At 60.2% G+C, this 18,269-nt stretch carries 19 protein-coding genes; 5 read left to right on the forward strand and 14 right to left on the reverse strand.

Translation table 11 applies throughout. The annotated features are described in order from the left end of the window. Nucleotides 1-3: 3 nt before the first annotated feature. The 3 genes from ACMDCM_RS00750 to ACMDCM_RS00760 all read left to right on the forward strand — a co-directional run bounded on the left by ACMDCM_RS00750 (nt 4) and on the right by ACMDCM_RS00760 (nt 2,576). Nucleotides 4-1,080: a CobW family GTP-binding protein gene (locus tag ACMDCM_RS00750; RefSeq protein WP_412771773.1), complete on the forward strand. Its 1,077-nt coding sequence runs from the start codon at nt 4-6 to the stop codon at nt 1,078-1,080. Next, nucleotides 1,080-2,096 (forward strand): WD40 repeat domain-containing protein, encoded by a 1,017-nt coding sequence (locus ACMDCM_RS00755; protein WP_412771774.1) that lies wholly within the window; start codon nt 1,080-1,082, stop codon nt 2,094-2,096. Before ACMDCM_RS00750 ends, ACMDCM_RS00755 begins: the two co-directional genes overlap by 1 nt. 126 nt (nt 2,097-2,222) lie before the next feature. Continuing rightward, complete coding sequence (locus ACMDCM_RS00760) at nt 2,223-2,576, forward strand: hypothetical protein (RefSeq protein WP_412771775.1); 354 nt, start codon at nt 2,223-2,225, stop codon at nt 2,574-2,576. A gap of 148 nt (nt 2,577-2,724) precedes the next feature. Here the strand turns inward: ACMDCM_RS00760 and ACMDCM_RS00765 are convergent, their stop codons facing one another. The 7 genes from ACMDCM_RS00765 to ACMDCM_RS00795 all read right to left on the reverse strand — a co-directional run bounded on the left by ACMDCM_RS00765 (nt 2,725) and on the right by ACMDCM_RS00795 (nt 9,897). Further along, nucleotides 2,725-4,158: a homospermidine synthase gene (locus tag ACMDCM_RS00765; RefSeq protein ID WP_412771776.1), complete on the reverse strand. Its 1,434-nt coding sequence runs from the start codon at nt 4,156-4,158 to the stop codon at nt 2,725-2,727. Between the two features lie 246 nt (nt 4,159-4,404). Then, nucleotides 4,405-5,382 (reverse strand): cation diffusion facilitator family transporter, encoded by a 978-nt coding sequence (locus ACMDCM_RS00770; RefSeq protein ID WP_412771777.1) that lies wholly within the window; start codon nt 5,380-5,382, stop codon nt 4,405-4,407. A 9-nt stretch (nt 5,383-5,391) separates the two neighbouring features. Then, nucleotides 5,392-6,161 (reverse strand): IS5 family transposase gene (locus tag ACMDCM_RS00775; protein WP_412771778.1). Its coding sequence is split into 2 segments (ribosomal slippage): nt 5,392-5,825 and nt 5,825-6,161, totalling 771 coding nucleotides; the frame shifts between segments, so codons are not numbered across the junction. Between the two features lie 181 nt (nt 6,162-6,342). After that, nucleotides 6,343-6,768: a nucleoside diphosphate kinase regulator gene (gene rnk, locus ACMDCM_RS00780; protein ID WP_412771779.1), complete on the reverse strand. Its 426-nt coding sequence runs from the start codon at nt 6,766-6,768 to the stop codon at nt 6,343-6,345. Between the two features lie 337 nt (nt 6,769-7,105). Continuing rightward, nucleotides 7,106-7,699: a GNAT family N-acetyltransferase gene (locus ACMDCM_RS00785; RefSeq protein ID WP_412771780.1), complete on the reverse strand. Its 594-nt coding sequence runs from the start codon at nt 7,697-7,699 to the stop codon at nt 7,106-7,108. Nucleotides 7,700-7,828: 129 nt separating this feature from the next. Beyond that, complete coding sequence (locus ACMDCM_RS00790) at nt 7,829-8,971, reverse strand: type III PLP-dependent enzyme (protein WP_412771781.1); 1,143 nt, start codon at nt 8,969-8,971, stop codon at nt 7,829-7,831. A 665-nt stretch (nt 8,972-9,636) separates the two neighbouring features. Continuing rightward, nucleotides 9,637-9,897 carry a hypothetical protein gene (locus ACMDCM_RS00795; RefSeq protein WP_412771782.1) on the reverse strand — a complete coding sequence of 87 codons (261 nt, stop codon included), beginning with the start codon at nt 9,895-9,897 and terminating at the stop codon, nt 9,637-9,639. A 157-nt stretch (nt 9,898-10,054) separates the two neighbouring features. Between ACMDCM_RS00795 and ACMDCM_RS00800 the strand changes: the two genes are divergently transcribed. Continuing rightward, complete coding sequence (locus ACMDCM_RS00800; protein WP_412771783.1) at nt 10,055-12,145, forward strand: M3 family metallopeptidase; 2,091 nt, start codon at nt 10,055-10,057, stop codon at nt 12,143-12,145. 97 nt (nt 12,146-12,242) lie between these two features. On the opposite strand, the gene ACMDCM_RS00805 is transcribed toward ACMDCM_RS00800, so the two are convergent. From ACMDCM_RS00805 to ACMDCM_RS00830, 6 genes are all read right to left on the reverse strand, one after another. Further along, nucleotides 12,243-12,641, reverse strand: a complete 399-nt coding sequence (locus tag ACMDCM_RS00805) for a hypothetical protein (protein ID WP_412771784.1) — start codon at nt 12,639-12,641, stop codon at nt 12,243-12,245. Further along, nucleotides 12,589-12,759, reverse strand: coding sequence for a hypothetical protein (locus ACMDCM_RS00810; RefSeq protein WP_412771785.1), 171 nt, complete (start codon nt 12,757-12,759; stop codon nt 12,589-12,591). Before ACMDCM_RS00810 ends, ACMDCM_RS00805 begins: the two co-directional genes overlap by 53 nt. A 300-nt stretch (nt 12,760-13,059) precedes the next feature. Then, nucleotides 13,060-13,659 carry a hypothetical protein gene (locus ACMDCM_RS00815; protein WP_412771786.1) on the reverse strand — a complete coding sequence of 200 codons (600 nt, stop codon included), beginning with the start codon at nt 13,657-13,659 and terminating at the stop codon, nt 13,060-13,062. An 876-nt stretch (nt 13,660-14,535) separates the two neighbouring features. Next, complete coding sequence (locus tag ACMDCM_RS00820; protein ID WP_412771787.1) at nt 14,536-14,793, reverse strand: hypothetical protein; 258 nt, start codon at nt 14,791-14,793, stop codon at nt 14,536-14,538. Nucleotides 14,794-14,948: 155 nt separating this feature from the next. After that, a complete protein-coding gene (locus tag ACMDCM_RS00825; RefSeq protein WP_412771788.1) occupies nt 14,949-15,071 on the reverse strand; it encodes a hypothetical protein in 123 nt (40 codons plus the stop codon). Between the two features lie 628 nt (nt 15,072-15,699). Next, a complete protein-coding gene (locus tag ACMDCM_RS00830; protein WP_412771789.1) occupies nt 15,700-16,461 on the reverse strand; it encodes a hypothetical protein in 762 nt (253 codons plus the stop codon). Nucleotides 16,462-17,305: 844 nt separating this feature from the next. Here ACMDCM_RS00830 and ACMDCM_RS00835 point away from each other — a divergent pair. After that, nucleotides 17,306-17,758, forward strand: coding sequence for an OsmC family protein (locus tag ACMDCM_RS00835; protein WP_412771790.1), 453 nt, complete (start codon nt 17,306-17,308; stop codon nt 17,756-17,758). A 113-nt stretch (nt 17,759-17,871) separates the two neighbouring features. On the opposite strand, the gene ACMDCM_RS00840 is transcribed toward ACMDCM_RS00835, so the two are convergent. Then, nucleotides 17,872-18,267 carry an MAPEG family protein gene (locus ACMDCM_RS00840; RefSeq protein ID WP_412774622.1) on the reverse strand — a complete coding sequence of 132 codons (396 nt, stop codon included), beginning with the start codon at nt 18,265-18,267 and terminating at the stop codon, nt 17,872-17,874. Nucleotides 18,268-18,269: the final 2 nt, after the last annotated feature.

Consider the following 18,269-nt stretch of genomic DNA (forward strand, 5'->3'; position numbering starts at 1 on the left):
TTGATGTCCGATGTAAACGCCTCCGCTTCGACCAAAATCCCCGTGACCGTGCTCACCGGCTATCTCGGCGCAGGCAAGACCACGCTGTTGAACCGTATCTTGTCCGAAAATCACGGCAAGAAATACGCCGTGATCGTCAACGAGTTCGGGGAGGTCGGCATCGACAACGACCTGATCATCGGCGCCGACGAGGAAGTGTTCGAAATGAACAACGGCTGCGTCTGCTGCACGGTGCGCGGCGACCTCGTGCGCATTCTCGAAGGCCTGATGAAGCGTAAGGGCAAGTTCGACGCCATCATCGTGGAGACCACTGGCCTTGCCGATCCGGCCCCGGTGGCGCAGACCTTCTTCGTCGACGAGGACGTGCAGAACAATGCACGTCTCGACGCCGTCGTGACGGTGGCCGACGCCAAATGGCTGAGCGAGCGGCTCAAGGATGCGCCCGAGGCCAAGAACCAGATCGCGTTCGCCGACGTCATCGTGCTCAACAAGACCGATCTGGTGTCCAAGTCCGAACTGGCCGAGGTCGAAGGGCGGATACGCGGCATCAATCCTTACGCCAAGCTGCATCACACCGAACGCTGCCAGGTGGCGCTGTCGGATGTTCTGGAGCGCGGCGCGTTCGATCTCGACCGTATCCTCGAACTTGAGCCGGATTTCCTCGCCAAGGACGATCACGATCATCACCATGATCACGATCATCATCATGACCATCACGATCATGGTCACGACCACGACCATGATCACGAGCACGAGCACGGTCTGAAGCACTACCATGACGAAGAGATGCAATCGATGGCGCTGCGTTCGGACAAGCCGCTCGATCAGGACAAGTTCATGCCGTGGCTGCAGGAACTGCTGGCGGCGGAGGGGCAGAAGATCCTGCGCTCGAAGGGTATTCTGGCTTTCGCCGACGATGACGACCGCTATGTTTTCCAGGGCGTTCACATGATGCTGGAGGGCAGCCGCCAGCGCGGATGGAAGCCCGGCGAGAAACGCGAAAGCCGCGTCGTCTTCATCGGCCGCGAACTGCCGGAAGCGCTGATCCGCGAAGGCTTCCAGAACTGCATCGCCGCGTGATGACCGTCTCCAGCGCTCCGCAGCAGAACCCCATCACCACGGTCGGCGAACGCGTGCGTCCCCTCGCCATCGGCACGCCGGTTGCCGCCGTGTATTTCATCGGCGACCGCGCCGCCTTCGTCGGGGACGAGGAGACGATCACGCTGGTTTCCGGCGACGGCGAGAAGGTCGCGGCGACCGTTCACGGCGGCGCGATCCTGTCGTCGATTTCGGACGGCAAACGGATCATCACCGGGGGCGATGACGGCAAGGTTGTCGCGCTCGACATGAAGGGCGAGAGTTCGGTCCTTGTGACCGACGCGAAACGCCGCTGGATCGACAATGTTGCGGTTCATCCCGACGGCGCGATCGCGTGGTCGGTCGGCAAGACCGCGTTCGTGCGCGGGGCCAAAGGCGAAGACAAGTCGATCGACGCGCCATCGAGCGTCGGCGGACTCGCCTTCGCGCCGAAGGGCTTGCGGCTTGCGCTCGCCCACTACAACGGCGTCACGCTGTGGTTTCCGAATATGGTGGCGCAGCCGGAGCGGCTGGAATGGGCCGGCTCGCACCTCGGCGTCATGTTCAGCCCGGACAACAGGTTCATCGTCACCGCCATGCACGAGCCGGCGCTGCACGGCTGGCGGCTGGCGGACGCGCAGCACATGCAGATGACCGGCTACCCGAGCCGTGTCAAATCGCTGTCATGGAGCCCGGGTGGGAAGGCGCTGGCCACATCCGGAGCCGACCGGGTGGTGGTGTGGCCGTTCGCCAGCAAGGACGGCCCGATGGACAAGGAACCGCTGATGCTGGCGCAGTTGCAGGCGCGGGTCACCGCGGTCGCATTCCACCCCGCGCAGGACTTCCTCGCCGCCGGTTACGAGAACGGCACGATCCTGATGGTGAAGATCGCCAATGGCGCCAAGGTTGTGGTCCGCCGCGACGGCGATGCGCCTGTGGCCGCGCTGGCATGGAACGCCAAGGGCTCGATGCTGGCTTTCGCCCTGCAGAATGGCGATGCGGGATTGGCCGAGCTGTAGTAGCGCACCGGGACGAAACATTTCGATTATACCGTCATGGCCCGGCGTCGCGCGTCTTTGGTTCCGTGAGGAACTTTGCCAGCGCCGAGCCGTTGGTCCCGCGAAAAAGAAATTTGCGGTCAACCGATGCATGCGAACAAACGCGCCGATAGCGCCAGGAGACGTAACGCGAGAAAGGATCTGGCGGTCGCGACCCTGATCGTCGCGACCGGCATGGTTATGTCCGGCGTTTCCCTGATGCAACTCGCGCAAGGACAGACGCGGACGGAGATCGCGCAGCAGACTCCGCCGCAAATTTCCCCCGTCGTGCCTGCAGGCAAGCAGAACGGGCCAGCGGATGCCAAGCCGGGCGGCACGCGTCCGACTACGCCCGCGCCCGAGCCCGCACAACCCGATGCCGACGCGCAGAAGGCAGGCGCCCGACCGGCGCTCCCGCCTGCGCCGGCGGAGAAAACCGCGCCGCCGATCAAGGAAAAGTAGGCAGCGTCATTTCAGTGTTCCCGCGGACGTCGAAACACAAGCGCGATTCAGTATCCACGACCGTCATTCCGGAACGATACGCCAGCATCGAACCCGGTTTCCGGACCTGCGGGCAGCCACCCGCGTCCCGGAATTGACGATCATTGAATCACCGTACCAGAACGTTCCTGAACTGCCACGGATCCGAGCTGTCGATGTCTTCGGGGAAAAGACCCGGACGGTCGGCGAGCGGCGTCCAGTCGGTGTAGAAGCCTTTCACCGGACCGAGATAAGGCCGCTGGATTTCGAGGCAGCGGCGGAAGTCCAACTCGTCCGCCTCCACGATGCCGGCTTCCGGATTTTCCAGCGCCCAGACCATGCCCGCGAGCACGGCGGATGAGACCTGCAGGCCGGTCGCGTTCTGATAGGGCGCGACGCGGCGGGCTTCCTCGATCGAGAGCTGGGAGCCGTACCAGTAGGCGTTCTTGCCGTGGCCATAGACCAGCACGCCAAGCTCGTCGATGCCGTCGACGATCTCGGTCTCGTCCAGAATGTGCCACTTCGGCTGCATCCTGCCTTCGGCGCCGAACATCTCGTGCAGCGATAGCACGGCATCGTTTGCGGGGTGGTAGGCGTAGTGGCATGTCGGCCGGTAGATCACGTTCTGGCCATCGCGCACGGTAAAGTAATCCGCGATCGAGATCGATTCGTTATGGGTGACGAGAAATCCGTATTGCGAGCCCGGCGTCGGGCACCATGAGCGCACGCGCGTATTGCCGCCGGGTTGCAGCAGATAGATCGCGGCCTGGCATCCCGTTTCGTGCTTGCGGGCATTCTCCGGCATCCAGGTCTCGTGCGTGCCCCAGCCGAGTTCGGCCGGCTGCAGGCCCTCGGAGACGAATCCTTCGACCGACCAGGTGTTGACGAACACGTTCATCGGCTTCGGCGTCCTGGCGCGCTGGGTGTCGCGCTCGGCGATGTGGATGCCCTTGACGCCGAGCTTGTGCGCGAGCTGGCCCCAGCCTTCGCGGCTCTTCGGTTCGTTGAACTCCGTCCTGGTGTCGCGCGCGATATCGAGCAGCGCCTGCTTGACGAACCACGATACCATGCCTGGATTTGCGCCGCAGGTGGACACCGCGGTGGTGCCGCCCTCGCCCTTGCGCTTGGCGGCGAGCAGGGTTTCGCGCAACGCGTAGTTGGAGCGCTTCTCGGGACCGGCGCTCTTGTCGAAATAAAATCCAAGCCACGGCTCGACCACGGTATCGATGTAAAGCGATCCGATCTCGCGGCACATGGTCATCAGATCGACCGAACCGGTGTCGACCGAGAGGTTGACGCAAAAGCCCTGGCCGCCGCCCTGCGTCAGCAGCGGGACAAGGACGTCGTGATAGTTGTCGCGCGTGATGGCCTGCCTGATGAATTTGACGCCGTGCTTTTTCGCCAGCGTGTCGTCCGCGTGCGGATCGATGATGACGAAGCGCGACTTGTCGTATTCGAAATGCTTCTCGATCAGCGGCAGCGTGCCTTTGCCGATCGAACCGAAGCCGATCATCACGATCGGGCCGGTGATGCGCGCATGCACAGACGAAGCATTGGACGACATCGTGACTCTCCAGATTTTCGGGGATGGAGCGGGCAGCAAAAGCTTCCGCCGAGGCTCTCTTGAAAACGACAAAACGCGGATGAAATCAAGGTCTGGAACGTCGGTTCTGAGAGAATCAAACCGGCGTTCCAGATTTTTGTTTTGACGCATTTTCTTGATGCGAACCGAAATCCGCTTCGCTTGAAAACGCCATGAGCCGCTTTCGCGCTGTCATCGCACGGTCATATGAGCATGGACGTCATGTGATCAAACGACATGGTCGGGCGCGAGCGCGCAATCGACATCGTTCGATGTTTCGACTTGCAGCGTGGCGTGGCCGATGCCGAAACGTCGTTGCAGTTCACGGCAGGTTTCGATCAGGAACGCATCACCGGGGTTTTCCCCGGGCATGACAAGATGCGCGGTCAGTGCGATTTCGGTGGTGCTCATCGACCAGATATGGAGGTCGTGGATCGACGCAACGCCGCGATGCCCGGCGAGAAAAGCGCGCACCGCGGCCGGATCGATGCCGGAAGGCACGGCCGCCAGCGTCATTGCGGTGCTTTCGCGCAGCAGGCTCCATGTGCCCGCGACGATGACCGCGACGATGACGAGACTCATCGCCGGATCGAGCCAAAGCCATCCCGTCAACATGATCACCGCGGCCGCCAGAACGACGCCGAGCGAAACGGCGGCATCCGCCATCATGTGCAGATAAGCGCCGCGGATATTGAGATCGGTGTTGCGGCCCGATGCGAACAGCCACGCAGTGACGCCGTTGATCGCGATTCCGATCGCGGCGACGACCATCACCGTCGCGCTTGCAATCGGTTCGGGATGGATCAGCCGCTGGATAGCCTCGAGCAGGATCGCGCCGCATGCGACCAGTAGAAGGATCGCGTTCGCCAGCGCCGCCAGGATCGAGGTTTTGCGCAGGCCATAGGTCAGACGCGGCGTCGGCGGGCGTTTCGACAGCACGGCCGCGATCCATGCCACCATCAATCCCAGCACGTCCGACAGATTGTGCCCGGCGTCGGCAAGCAGCGCGGTGGAATTCGCTGCGAAGCCATAGGCTGCCTCAACGAGAACGAACGCGGTGTTGAGGCCGATCCCGATGAGGAACGCACGGCCGAAGTCCACGGTGTGAACATGACCGTGCGTGCCATGATGATGCCCATCAAGATCGCGTTCATGGCGCGCATGATCGTGATGGAGGTGGTCGTCGTGATGGTGGCCGCCATTCATGCACCGAGTCTAGGTCATCGACTCATTAAATCGCAACCAGATTCGGATTGAGGCGAGCTTGATGGCAGCGAGGAAGTTGTCGTCGCGCTTGTCGTAGCGGGTTGCGACAGCGCGATAATGCTTGATTTTGTTGAAGAAGCGTTCGACCAGGTTGCGCTTGCGATAGAGCCGCCTGTTGAACCTCAGGGCCATGACGCGATTTGGCATCGGCTTTACATTGGCTGTCGCGCCGCGCGCGGCCAGGGTCTGGCGCAGGGCGTTGGAGTCGTAGGCCCGGTCCGCCAGCAGCACGTCGCCGCGCCCAATCGTGTCGATCATGTCCTGCGCACTGCGCCCGTCATGCGCCTGGCCTTCGGTGATCTTGAGGACGATCGGCAAGCCGCACGCATCCACCAGCGCGTGGATCTTGGTGGTCAGCCCGCCGCGCGAGCGACCCATGCAACGGGATCGCGTCTGTTTTTTTGACCGTTGGCGGCGTGCTGGTGCACCCGGATCGACGATGAATCGATCATTTGAATGTCGCCCTCATAAGCCTTTGAAACCGCCGACAGAATTCGATCCCATACGCCGGCCTTGCGCCACCGGTTGAAGCGGTTCACGCAGGTCGTATGCGGGCCGTAGCGCGCCGGAATGTCCGCCCACGGCGCGCCGGTGCGCAGCCGCCAGAAAATCCCGTTCAGCACCCGTCGGTCGTCCACCCGTGCAACGCCGCGCGATTTGTTCGGCAACAGCGGCTGGATCACAGACCATTCAAAATCCGTCAGATCAAAACGCGCCATTCAATCCTCCCGTGCTTCGGAGATTGAATCACGCCTCCCGTCCAAACGGAATCCCATTTATGGGTTCGTGACCTAGCATCCGCCGCCGGCTCTGGCGACCGCGGCCGTGCGTCGTCATCGCGAAGATATTTTATAACGTAACGTGCTTCCCGTGCGCGCATGGATGAGCACGTCCTCGCCGCTATCCGTGACCCGGCGATGCCGGCCAGGACGATCCGACCCCGATCACCGTCAGCGAACGCCATCCGCCGGACGGCGTCTGAAACTCGATGCTCTGTCCCGCGGACAAGCCGATAAGGGCCGCGCCGATGGGCGTGAGGACCGAGATCCTGCCGGTGTCGACGTTGGCGTCTTCGGGATAGACCAGCGTGACCGTTCGCTTCTGGCCGCTGATGTCGTCAATGAACGTCACTTGCGACTGCATCGTCACGACGTTGCCCGAGGGCTGGTCGGCCGGAATGATCTCGGCGCGATCGATTTCGCGCGCCAGAAATTCCGCCGTCGCGGGATACTTTTCCATCGCAGCTTCGGCAAGATGGCGCAGGCGATCGATATCGCGCGCGCTGATGGCGATGGCGGGGAGGCGGGTCTGCAAATCGTCCAGCATGTTGTTCACCGGGGAATTGGCCGTGACGCGATCGATGCGATCACGACGCGGTTGGCACGGCTTGCGACGAACGACGCATCGCTCAACGTGCCGGGATGATGAAGTGTTCGGTTGGGGACGCAGTCGAATTATCCCGGACGGCACGGACGCGCGCGTCCGTCCGGGTCACCGTCCTGCTTGGAGGTGACCTGCGCGCAGCAACAAACGGTTATTGCAGCAAGCGTTCGACATCATCCGACAAAGGTAAGGCGGTCCGCGGGGAAGTCAATGCGCGGACCGCGACATCTTGGCGCGAGCAGCGGCGATCAAGGCATTGCTCGCCCATATCCGATGCCGTTCACGCCGCCCGCGTCAACGGCCGCCGGCGTGCATAATTCTTCCTTGCTCCCGGCGCCATAACACCGGTCGCTGTAATCAGGCCCGAGGCGCCTTCCAGCGCACCAGCGCGCAGTTCGAGCGCCAGCAGCCGCTCAGGCTCGAACGGGCCGGGCAGGGACAGATTGCCGGTCATAAGCGCGGAAAATCCGAAGCGCGAATAATACGGTGTATCGCCGAGCAGGATCACCGCGCCGTGGCCACGCGCCCGCGCGATATCGAGCGCGCGCGTCATCAACGCGGCGCCTGTACCAAGTTTGCGGCAGGATGCATCGACCGCCAGCGGCCCGAGCACCAGCGCCGGAACGCCTCCAGCGCTGACCTGCCACAGCCGCACGGTGCCGACCAGCCTGCCCCGACGCGTGGCCGTGAAGGCGAGACCATCGGCGGGCACACGTCCCTCGCGCAGGCGCTGGCAGGTGCGCGCGTGCCTGTTTTCGCCGAAGCTCGCGTCGAGCAGCGCCGCGCGCGCGGCGACGTCCGCAGGGCGCTCGGCGCGGATAACGAATGGAGCGGCATCGGTGTGATCGGCGATCTTGGTCAGAACAGCGGCCATGACGCATCAGTCCCCACTCCAGCGGACAGGTGACCGCGGAGTTGTCAGCAAAACGATTGTGACAGGGTGGAAGCCGGCGGCCCGGCTTCCGGTTCTCGTTCATCTCCCGCAACCGGGAGAGCTTGCGCCTCAGATGTGGTACGTCTTCAGCGGCGGGAAGCCGTTGAAGGCCACAGACGAGTAAGTCGACGTGTAGGCGCCGGTGCCTTCGATCAGCAGCTTGTCGCCGATCTCCAGCGTCACCGGAAGCGGATACGGCTGCTTCTCGTAAAGCACGTCGGCCGAATCGCAGGTCGGCCCGGCCAGCACGCACGGCGTCATCTCGGCGCCGTCATGCCGCGTCCTGATGGCGTAGCGGATCGATTCGTCCATGGTCTCGGCAAGGCCGCCGAACTTGCCGATGTCGAGATAGACCCAGCGGTTCTCGTCGTCGTCGCTCTTCTTCGAGATCAGGACGACTTCGGCCTCGATCACGCCGGCGTTGCCCACCATGCCGCGGCCCGGCTCGATGATGGTCTCCGGGATCTGGTTGCCGAAGTGCTTGCGCAGCGCGCGGAAGATCGACCGGCCGTACTGCACGACCGGCGGAACGTCCTTGAGGTACCTGGTCGGGAACCCCCCGCCCATGTTGACCATGGTCAGGTTGATCCCGCGCTCGGCGCAATCGCGGAACACCTGCGAGGCCATCGCGAGCGCGCGGTCCCACGCCTTCACCTTGCGCTGCTGCGAGCCGACATGGAACGAGATGCCGACCGGCTCGAGGTTCAGCCGCTTGGCCATATCCAGCACGTCGACCGCCATCTCCGGGTCGCAGCCGAACTTGCGCGACAGCGGCCACTCGGCGCCGGCGCAATCATAGAGGATGCGGCAGAACACCTTCGCAGCCGGCGCGGCGCGCGCGATCTTCTCGACCTCGGCGGTGCAGTCGACGGCAAACAGGCGAATGCCGAGCGCGTAGGCGCGCGCGATGTCGCGCTCCTTCTTGATGGTGTTGCCGAAGGAGATGCGGTCCGGAGTCGCGCCGGCGGCCAGCGCCATCTCGATCTCCGCCACCGTCGCGGTGTCGAAGCACGAGCCGAGCGAGGCCAGCAGGCTCAGCACCTCTGGCGCCGGGTTGGCCTTTACCGCGTAGAATACGCGCGAGTCGGGCAGCGCTTTCGCGAAGGTCTGGTAGTTGTCGCGCACGACGTCGAGGTCGACCACGAGGCAGGGCTCAGTGTCGTTGCCTTCGCTATGGCGGTTGCGCAGGAATTCCCGAATGCGTTCGGTCATAGCACCCTCCAAACGGTCCAGCGACGGACTCGTTCAAAATGATGTCGGTATGAACGTTCCGGCGGTGTCGCACGATGGAGGCGCGACAAGGCCTTGAGTTCAAACCAACTGTGCTGCCGTGGATTGGTTGGGATGATCCCGCCCGCACACCTGGCAATGAAGGACAAGCCTTTTCAGTAGCCCGCGCCGGCGGTGGAAGGCCGGTAGAGACCAAAAAAGCCCGCTCCGTCGTTGCTTTAAGTCGCGTCCCCCGTTGAGAGCGGGGTGCGCCGGTTCGCCTCCGGCTGCCAGTCACGGTTGCAAGGAGTGAAGTACCTTCGACGGCATCCCGGGAGAGAGATGCTGGCCACTCAGTCTCGATCGTTAAACCGACCTGAGCGGCCCTCGGCTCCTTCACCCTTGGCGGCTGTCCGGCCTCTTGTCCGGATACCTACCGACTGACACACGACCACAGGCACGTGCGAAATTGGGCAGAAGCGGAGATATGTCTTTTGACCGGGCTTCGCAACAACTTTCTTGGGTGGCGTGGTGAGGTTTCCCCACACGGCGGTGATATGACGCGCAGGGGTGCGCCGAAGATGAACGGATGTTAAAGTTGTTTAATGAACGATTAGGTGAGGACGCGCGCAGGCGGCAAGGTTAGCCCTGTGCCGCAGCGGTTTCTGTCAGGCGCGCCGCACGAAGGGTTCGACGCGCTTGGCGGCGCGGATGAAGTTGATCATCACAAATACGCCGACCGCGAACAGCACGGCCTGGAGGATGTGCGCTTCCATGTCGCTGAGCCCGAACAGGATGGCGAGCGCCCAGCCGCCGGCGAACGCCGCGCCAAAGACCTCCGCGCCGATCAGAATAGCCGCAGAGATGACGGTGATGACGCTTGGCCAGACGATCTGGCGCGAGGTCGAAGCGGAGGGTTGTGAACTCATCGTCAGGGGTCCCGTTGTCGGCGGCAATCTCTCCGAAAATGCCGCCCGCGGCAAGCGCCAATGGACCACAAAGGCGGCATCGCGTGTTATAAGTTTCGATGCCTTGCGGATAGCGGCAAAAATGTGCGGCAACGTTTAAGGCAATAACAGGAGCCTCATGTCAGACACGCCCCCATCGCCGCCTTCGACCTTAGCCCCGGATAACCCGCTGCTGAAGGCGTGGCAGACGCCTTTTCAGACCCCGCCGTTCGGCGAGATCGCGCCCGAGCATTTCCTGCCCGCCTTCGAGCAGGCGTTCGCCGATCATGCCGCCGAGATCGCCGCCATCACTCACGATCCCTCGGCGCCGGACTTCGCCAACACCGTCACCGCGCTGGAGCGCTCCGGCAAGCTGCTCGCGAAGGTGTCGGCGGTGTTTGACGGCCTGGTGTCGGCGCACTCCAATCCGGCGCTGCTCGAGATCGATCGTGATGTCGCCTTGCGGATGGCGCGGCACTGGAACCCGATCATGATGAACGCGGTGCTGTTCGGCCGCATCGCGCAGCTTCACGAGAATCGCGCGTCGCTCGCCCTGACGCCGGAACAGTTGCGTCTTCTGGAACGCACCTATGTCCGCTTCCGCCGCGCCGGCGCGGGCCTCGACGAGGCCGCCAAGACGCGGATGGCTGAGATCAACGAGCGTCTCGCGCAGCTCGGCACCACCTTCGGCCACAATCTGCTCGGTGACGAACAGGCCTGGTTCCTCGAACTCGGCGACGATGATCTCGACGGCCTGCCCGACAGCTTCGCCGCGGCGGCGCGCACTGCCGCCGAAGAGCGCGGGCTCTCCGGAAAGGCCGTCGTCACCACCTCGCGTTCCCTTGTGGAGCCGTTCCTCAAAAGCTCGCGCCGGCGCGATCTGCGCGAGAAAGTCTACAAGGCTTTCCTGGCGCGTGGCGACAACGGCAACGCTCACGACAACAATGCCGTGATTCCGGAAATCCTGGTGCTCCGCGAGGAGCGGGCGAAGCTCCTGGGCTACCCGACTTTTGCAGCCTATCGCTTCGAGGACTCCATGGCGCGGACGCCAGAAGCCGCCCGCAACCTCCTGGAGCGGGTCTGGAAGCCGGCGCGAAAACGCGCGCTCGCAGACCGCGACGCCTTGCAGGCTTTGATTACGAAGGAAGGCGGCAACTTCACCCTCGCGCCGTGGGACTGGCGCCATTATGCCGAGAAGCTGCGGCAGGTCCGCGCCGACTTCGACGACGATGCGATCAAGCCGTATCTGACGCTGGAGGGCATGATCGCCGCTGCCTTCGACTGTGCGCACCGGCTGTTCGGGCTCACCTTCTCCGAGCGCAAGGACGTCCCGGTCTGGCATCCGGATGTCCGGGTGTGGGAGGTGAAGAACGCAGCCGGCGAGCATCAGGCGCTGTTCTACGGGGATTACTTCGCGCGGGCGTCGAAACGGTCCGGCGCGTGGATGACGTCGCTGCGCGACCAGCAGAAGCTCGACGGCGACGTCGCGCCGCAGATCGTGAACGTCTGCAACTTCACAAAAGGCTCCGAGGGGGGACCGGCGCTGCTGTCGCCGGACGATGCGCGCACCCTGTTCCACGAGTTCGGCCATGGCCTGCACGGCATGCTCTCGAACGTTACCTATCCCTCGCTGTCGGGCACCAGCGTATTCACCGATTTCGTCGAGTTGCCCTCACAGCTCTACGAGCACTGGCAGGAGCAGCCGCAGGTGCTGCGGCAATTCGCCAGGCACTCCCGGACCGGCGAACCGTTGCCCGACGATCTGCTCAGGCGTTTCCTCGCGGCGCGGCAATTCAACCAGGGCTTCGCCACCGTGGAATTCGTCGCCTCGGCGTTTCTGGATCTTGAGTTCCATAGCCAGCCGGCATCAGCGGTTCACGATGTCCGGGCTTTCGAGCGTGCGGAACTGGAGAAGATCGGCATGCCCGTGGAAATCGCGATGCGGCATCGCCCGACCCAGTTCGGCCATATCTTCTCCGGCGATCACTATGCCGCCGGCTATTACAGCTACATGTGGTCGGAGGTGATGGATGCCGATGCGTTCGGCGCCTTCGAGGAGGCCGGCGACATCTTCGATTCCGAAACCGCGAAGCGGCTGCACGACGCCATCTATTCGTCGGGCGGTTCGCGCGATCCGGAAGAAGCCTACGTGGCGTTCCGCGGCCGCAAGCCGGAACCGGATGCGCTATTGCGCCGGCGTGGATTGCTCGAGACGCCGCGGGCGGCTTAGCGCCACTATGTATTATGTTGAGAGAGGCGTCCTAAGGTTGGTCATTGCCGGGCTTGACCCCGGCAATCCATCCTTCTCGAAAAGATGGATGCCCGGATCAAGTCCCGGTTTTGGCCGAGACTGACAAGCGGCAAGATCGGGTATCAATCGCGGGCCTATAGCCGGGTTTTCTGGTGTGGTCGATCCGGTCGAGGATGGTGCCAAGCTTGCCGTGCAGGGTGATGGAGAGGTCGCGACGCATTGGTTCGGGGGTAATGACGATGCGATCGATGATCTCGCGGATGGCTTCGGCTGCCTCAAGCGCGTTGTTGGGGTGTGCAAGCGCGGTGGTCAGGCGCTCGATCCTGCGCCGGTAGGTTCCCGCGATGCCTAGGTGGATGTCGGGGACGTCCTGCGGCGTGTCCGACAGCCAGGCTATGAGGCTGTCCTGTTTCGCTTCAAGCTCAGTCGGTCGGACAGGGCACGGTGCCAGCGCCTTGCTCGATGACGCGCACAATCTCGGCGATGGTCTTGGCCGTCTCGGCAAGCTCACGGCGCGTCGCGGCGGCCGTATTGCGGCGCTCGCGATTCAGCCGGTTGGTCTCTTGCGCATGGGCGCGCATCGCCTCTGCCACATATCCGGGGTCATCATGCGCTCGCGCAGGCTGGTTAGCGCGCAGGTCTCCAGAGCCCCGCGGGCGATGGTGCGGGCATTGTCGCAGCCGTTGCCGAGCACATGGTTGATGCAAGCGAAGCGATCCTGTCCACGCCGGGCATAGCTGTCGCCGCAACAGCCATAGAACAGTAGACCCGCCCAGGCCGTGCGACTCTCATAACCATTGCCCGCAAGATCGACGAAAGTGTTCGACGAGCTCAGTCGAGTAACATTGATGCCTTTACCGGCGAGGTCGAGAATGACGGGGCCGCGAGCTTGATCAGTCGTCCAGTCGCCAATACTTAAGGTAAAAATACGTGTATAGCGCTCCGCAGGCCGACCCTTCGGCTGCGAAGTAAATGCCTTCACTCAAAAGAAGCAAAGCAATGAACATCGCCCCCTTCGGCGCGAGAATATCGATAGGCGCTCCCCACTCCACGAAGTTGGCCGCAATCACAGGAACGATAAACAGAAGCACGCCAATCGCGATCGTTCCTCGGATTTGCGGCGGCCACAGTTTTTTTAATGCCCGTGGCGGCGGATGCTGCATCGAGTATTTATTTATGTTCCTTTTGAAGTAGGGAAGAACGCTGCAGAAGATCGATACAAAAAGACACGCTAGCAAGAACTGCGCGTTCTTAACCTGCTGATCAGACAACAATCCTTGTTTAAGCAAGATTTGAAAAACTCTCGTACTTTTTAATAGTTCCGCAGAAGGCAGCCAGCTCCATTTGTTCAACAATGCAAAGAACGGAAAGAGTAATGCCAGGACGAGACTGCACTGCCCCCAGCGGGAGTCGCCGGGTTTTGGAGCCACTAGATAGCCAGCTTCGTTATATTTGAGGCTATCTCCTGTGTTTGTGTGGTCGGGATCGATCATTATAGCTGACTTTCAGAAGGCTGAAGAACGCGTGACTCAATAACGCTGACAATTCATCTAGTCTATTTTGCCTCACACTCGATCGGCTTCTGTCCGGATTGGTAGCAACGCTCTGTCCTTGAACTCTCTGAATCTCACGTCCTTCAAGTTCGCGGGCTTGCACGCGTCCTTAATCTTTTGATCAATTCTGTCGTTTCGATCTTCGGTGGAGTCAGTCATGAACTCGCTCCCAAAAATTTAAGCTTCCGACCACTTACGTCCTAATGTCAGAGCAAATTGGACGCAGCCCAAAAGTCCCTCTGCTGACACGACCACACCGAAGACAAAGACGAACGCCTCCAGGCCGATTAACAATCGTGGAGACGAAAACAACATAAGCTTAGATAGAGGCATGGACTTTGCCATATCTACAGAAAGAGCTGTCCAGATGCTGCCAGGGCCAAGCAGCAGCACAATAAGTACAAATCTGAACCGAGATGAATTCGTCCTCTTGAGAATCTTTTGCCAATCAGTGAGATCGAAGAGAACAGGACCAGAAACCAATCGAAGCAAGGCTACAAAATTGAGAGGCAGGCAAACAACAGAAAAGTCTGTAATGAACATTGAGCTGATGGTGAAAGCAACGCATGCGTCGATAAGAATTCGTGCCAATCACTTAGGAAGAAAAACTTCGACGGCAGGAATTCACTTACTCCCGCAACTTCGATCGCAATCGGCCTCGCCAAGAGTAGCGCTAAGACAAGCACTGGAAACAACAGCATCTCAATAGCCAGCACGACTTTTGCGAATTTGCGAAACATCGATGTCGCCCTATAACTCAAAGGCCAAAATATGGTCTCGCATGTTTTCATTGATTAGATGGATCAGAAGAATGCTTCAACGGGTTTGCAAGCTTGAAAAGATAACCATCACAAGAAAAACAGCCGCCGCTATTTCCACCATCGCAACGAGCTGTTGCCTGGATAGGGCCAAGGCTTGAATCTCACTGTACCTGAATCGTTTCACCCAAAGCGCTGCTCGCTCTTTTATTAGCACCCCCACTAGGGTGTAGGCGAAATACCAACCTGAGTAGCGTTCCAGTCCTGCATCTTTTTTTTCGCTATCAAAATGTTGATATAAATCAGCGCGAAGCATGTGAACGCCAATGTTATGGGTAAGATGATCGACACTTGATTAGCGGACATAAAAAGAATCTTTGTTGAGCTGGAGAAAAGGGTAGTCGTCTGCGTGGTGAGATCGATGAACGGAATTCTCCAGTTGGCGCCGACTTGAACACCAGCATAGCCAATTCAATCGATCTCGCCCGTTGCTCCGTTAATAATAATGCCGCCCCCGAAGGAAGGGCCAAGCGAAATAACGTCTGGGAAAATCGAGAAGGGCACGGTACCGGTTAAAGCAAAATTATTGGCCATTTTAGCTCTCCTTTCTAGGAATTTGGCTTACCTCGGTCAGCGCGCAGCTACTTCTTGAACGAGAATCCCATGAGCAGGAAAAAGAGAAGGCCCCAACCGGCCACTATAAAAATAGCGACTCTGGTTTGTCGGCGCACAGCTAACACTTCGGTCGATAGATCGTCCGGCAATGGAGCAAAGATATCGACGTAATTAGGAAGCTGTCGAGCAAAAATTCGGATTTTGAAATTGGAATGAAAACCAATAATAACCGATATGCATCACTCGCGCCCCGAGCAGCTTATAAAGAGAGTACACCCTCCACTGCCAAAACGCCGCCGCGAGTATAGGAATAGGCAATGTGGTGAGGAAAATAGTTCCATTCATTGACATCGGTTATTCTCCAAATTCCAATGCCATCGGTTATCAGATATATTCGAAGCCAGTGCGCTGGCGATCGCAGAAGATCTCGAAGGCTTCACACGGCCTGTCCTTCGACAGCCCTGGGGATGCGTTCGTTCATCTCTCTCACCCCGCCTCGTCGCGATATCGCATCAAAGGCGATAGCAGATAGCTGATCACGCGCCGTTGCCCGATTTTGATCCCGGCAGTCATTGCCATGCCCGGCTCGAACAGCCTGAAGCCGTGCTCAATCTGGATGCCTTTCTCTGGAAGTGATACACGCGCAACGTAAGCTGTTTGCCGCCGCGCATTGATCATTCAGAAGATCGCCAAGCCGATCTACATCCTTGATACCGAAGTACACATTGCAAAAGGTCTCAGCCGGATGAAAGAAAACCACGCTACGGAAGTATACTTTCACGTACCGCCGCGCACGGCGGAAAACGGGTTCGGATTTATAGGTGTCCAAGTCGCCTCTGAGGCTTCCAAAGGTGCCGACTTTGTAAGAGACGCTCACATTCCCATAGCCCAAGGGGCCGGCATAGACACGAGCGCCGTTGAGATATCTCAAATCGTAGGCGGCGAAGCCATCCGCATCGGAAACTTTCTTGAAGTATTGAAATAATCTGACGAGCAATCTCGTCCGATCTACTTTTACCATCATCCGCTTCGTCGTAAGGATGTAGACAAAGGCGCCGCCCATGTACAGCGCGACAAAGTTAATAATGAAAGCAAAAAAGACTGTGAAACCGACCACCCCCCATCGCCACGCTATAAGCCCATCAATGGCGTACTGCGCGGCAGTTCGCACATAGAGACCGCGGTACAAGATGAACGCCGCAACGAGAACCGCTGGCATACCCCATGAATTTGTACAGAAAAAGCTGCTGAACCATCCTGGCGTGCCGATCCAGAGAACACGTTCGCCTTCACCCAGCTTGGGCGTGACTCCAGAGGCGTCGACCAGGTCATTAGGCGGATCGAAGATCGACAGGCCACGTTTAATCATTGATTGAGAGCTCGCGCTTAAAGGGCTTCCAGATAGGCTCAAGCATGCTCGCGATCTGCGGCGGATAGTTACTCTATGTGGGCCCCACAATAAGCTGAGTATCCAGCAGCATCCTGAGAATTTCCGTACGTTAGGCCGAACTGCTCGACTAAATCTATTCCGTAATAGGCAATGAAAACCTATTGGGGTTCATGTTGGATGACCCTCCCGAGTAAAAGGCTCCGACGCCGTCATTCTCTCGGCCACCAAATGCTGTAACCAGAACACCAGCGGATGCTGCACCGCTCGGTATTTGGCCGCCTAGACTAGACCATAAGAAAACCCAATTGGAGAATACGAAAGAGTTAAGCCTCGGAAAGCCATTGCGATCTCCATCCTTGCGTCTTTGGAAGCTATTCTCACTCAACCACTAGCCTTCATACGTTAGAGCTTTGCAGCCCATGATGATCGCCATGCTTATGAGAATCCAGAGGATCATCCCGAACCAACACAGCACCTGATATTTGGTTATGATTTTTGCCTGATCCTCGTCATACTCTCCCCACCGTTTCCATTTTTCAATTTGTCGTTGCCCAAAACTACCTAGCGATATGATGAATCAAACGTAGAGATTGCTATTCCATCTCGTTAACCTACGCTTGACCGCTGCGAGACAGGCCCAGATGACCAACCCCACCCGAAGAAACTCAGCAAAAAGCACAGGACAAGTAGACCGCCGTCGGACATCGAATTTTCCCTCCCTTCGGCCTGCTTTCCCGCCGCCTGCTTGTCGATCGAGGCCAGCTTCGCGGTGTGTTCGGCTGCCTGGGCTTCCATCTGACTAAGGAATGCTTCAGGAGAAGCCATGGCCAAGTACACTGCCGATGTGGTCTGGATGCTCGCTCCGGGCGACGACTTTCGCAGCGGACGCTATAGCCGCGGCCATAGCGTGAATTTCGATGGCGGCGTCACCGTGCCGGCTTCGGCCTCGCCGCATGTGGTCGGCAAGTGGGCGGTGGCCTCTGCTGTCGATCCCGAGGAGATGCTGGTCGCTGCGCTCTCGAACTGCCACATGCTGACGTTCCTGCATTTGGCGCGGCTGGCGGGCTTTAGCGTCACGTCGTATCGCGATCATGCCGAAGGCGTGATGGAGGAGATCGCGCCCGGCCGTCAGGCCGTCACTCATGTGACCCTCAGACCCGAGATCGCGTGGTCGGGCGAGGCGCCCAATGCGGCGCGGCTCGCGCAACTGCATCACGAAGCGCATGAGACCTGCTTCATCGCCAATTCGGTGAAGACCGAGGTGACGATTTGCTGATTTCGTATAGGGCCTTCCAGGGCGCATAGTCGCGAACCACAGATGCGCAATCGCATGTCTGTGATAGCTGCTTCGTGGCTTCCGGAAGTGACGATGAGATTTCCCGGCAGTCGTCAAGCCAACCAGCGGCGGAGCAGCGGCAGGAAGAAGATCGCGGTGTTGATCGCAAAGCCGAGGCCCCAGAGGATCGAGCGCAGCGTCGGCCGGTCGCCGATATAGGTGAAAACGTAGGCGGCGCGGACGATCAGGAACAGGATCGCCAGTTCGTCGATCAGATGCTGGGGCGCGGCGCGGAATTCCGCGAGCAGCACGGCGGCCGCGAAAAACGGAAACGCCTCGATGCCGTTGATGTGCGCCCCGAGCGCGCGGGCGCGCAGCGGATCGGCGTAGAAACCGGGGTCGCGCGGACGGGCGTTGTCGAAGCCGGGAGACCCCAGCGCCTTGAACGGCACGATCGTTACGAGGTACAGGACGACCGCCCCGAAGACGCACCATTCGGCGACCGTCATGG

The sequence above is a fragment of the Nitrobacter sp. genome (assembly GCF_047149785.1).
Classification (GTDB): domain Bacteria; phylum Pseudomonadota; class Alphaproteobacteria; order Rhizobiales; family Xanthobacteraceae; genus Nitrobacter.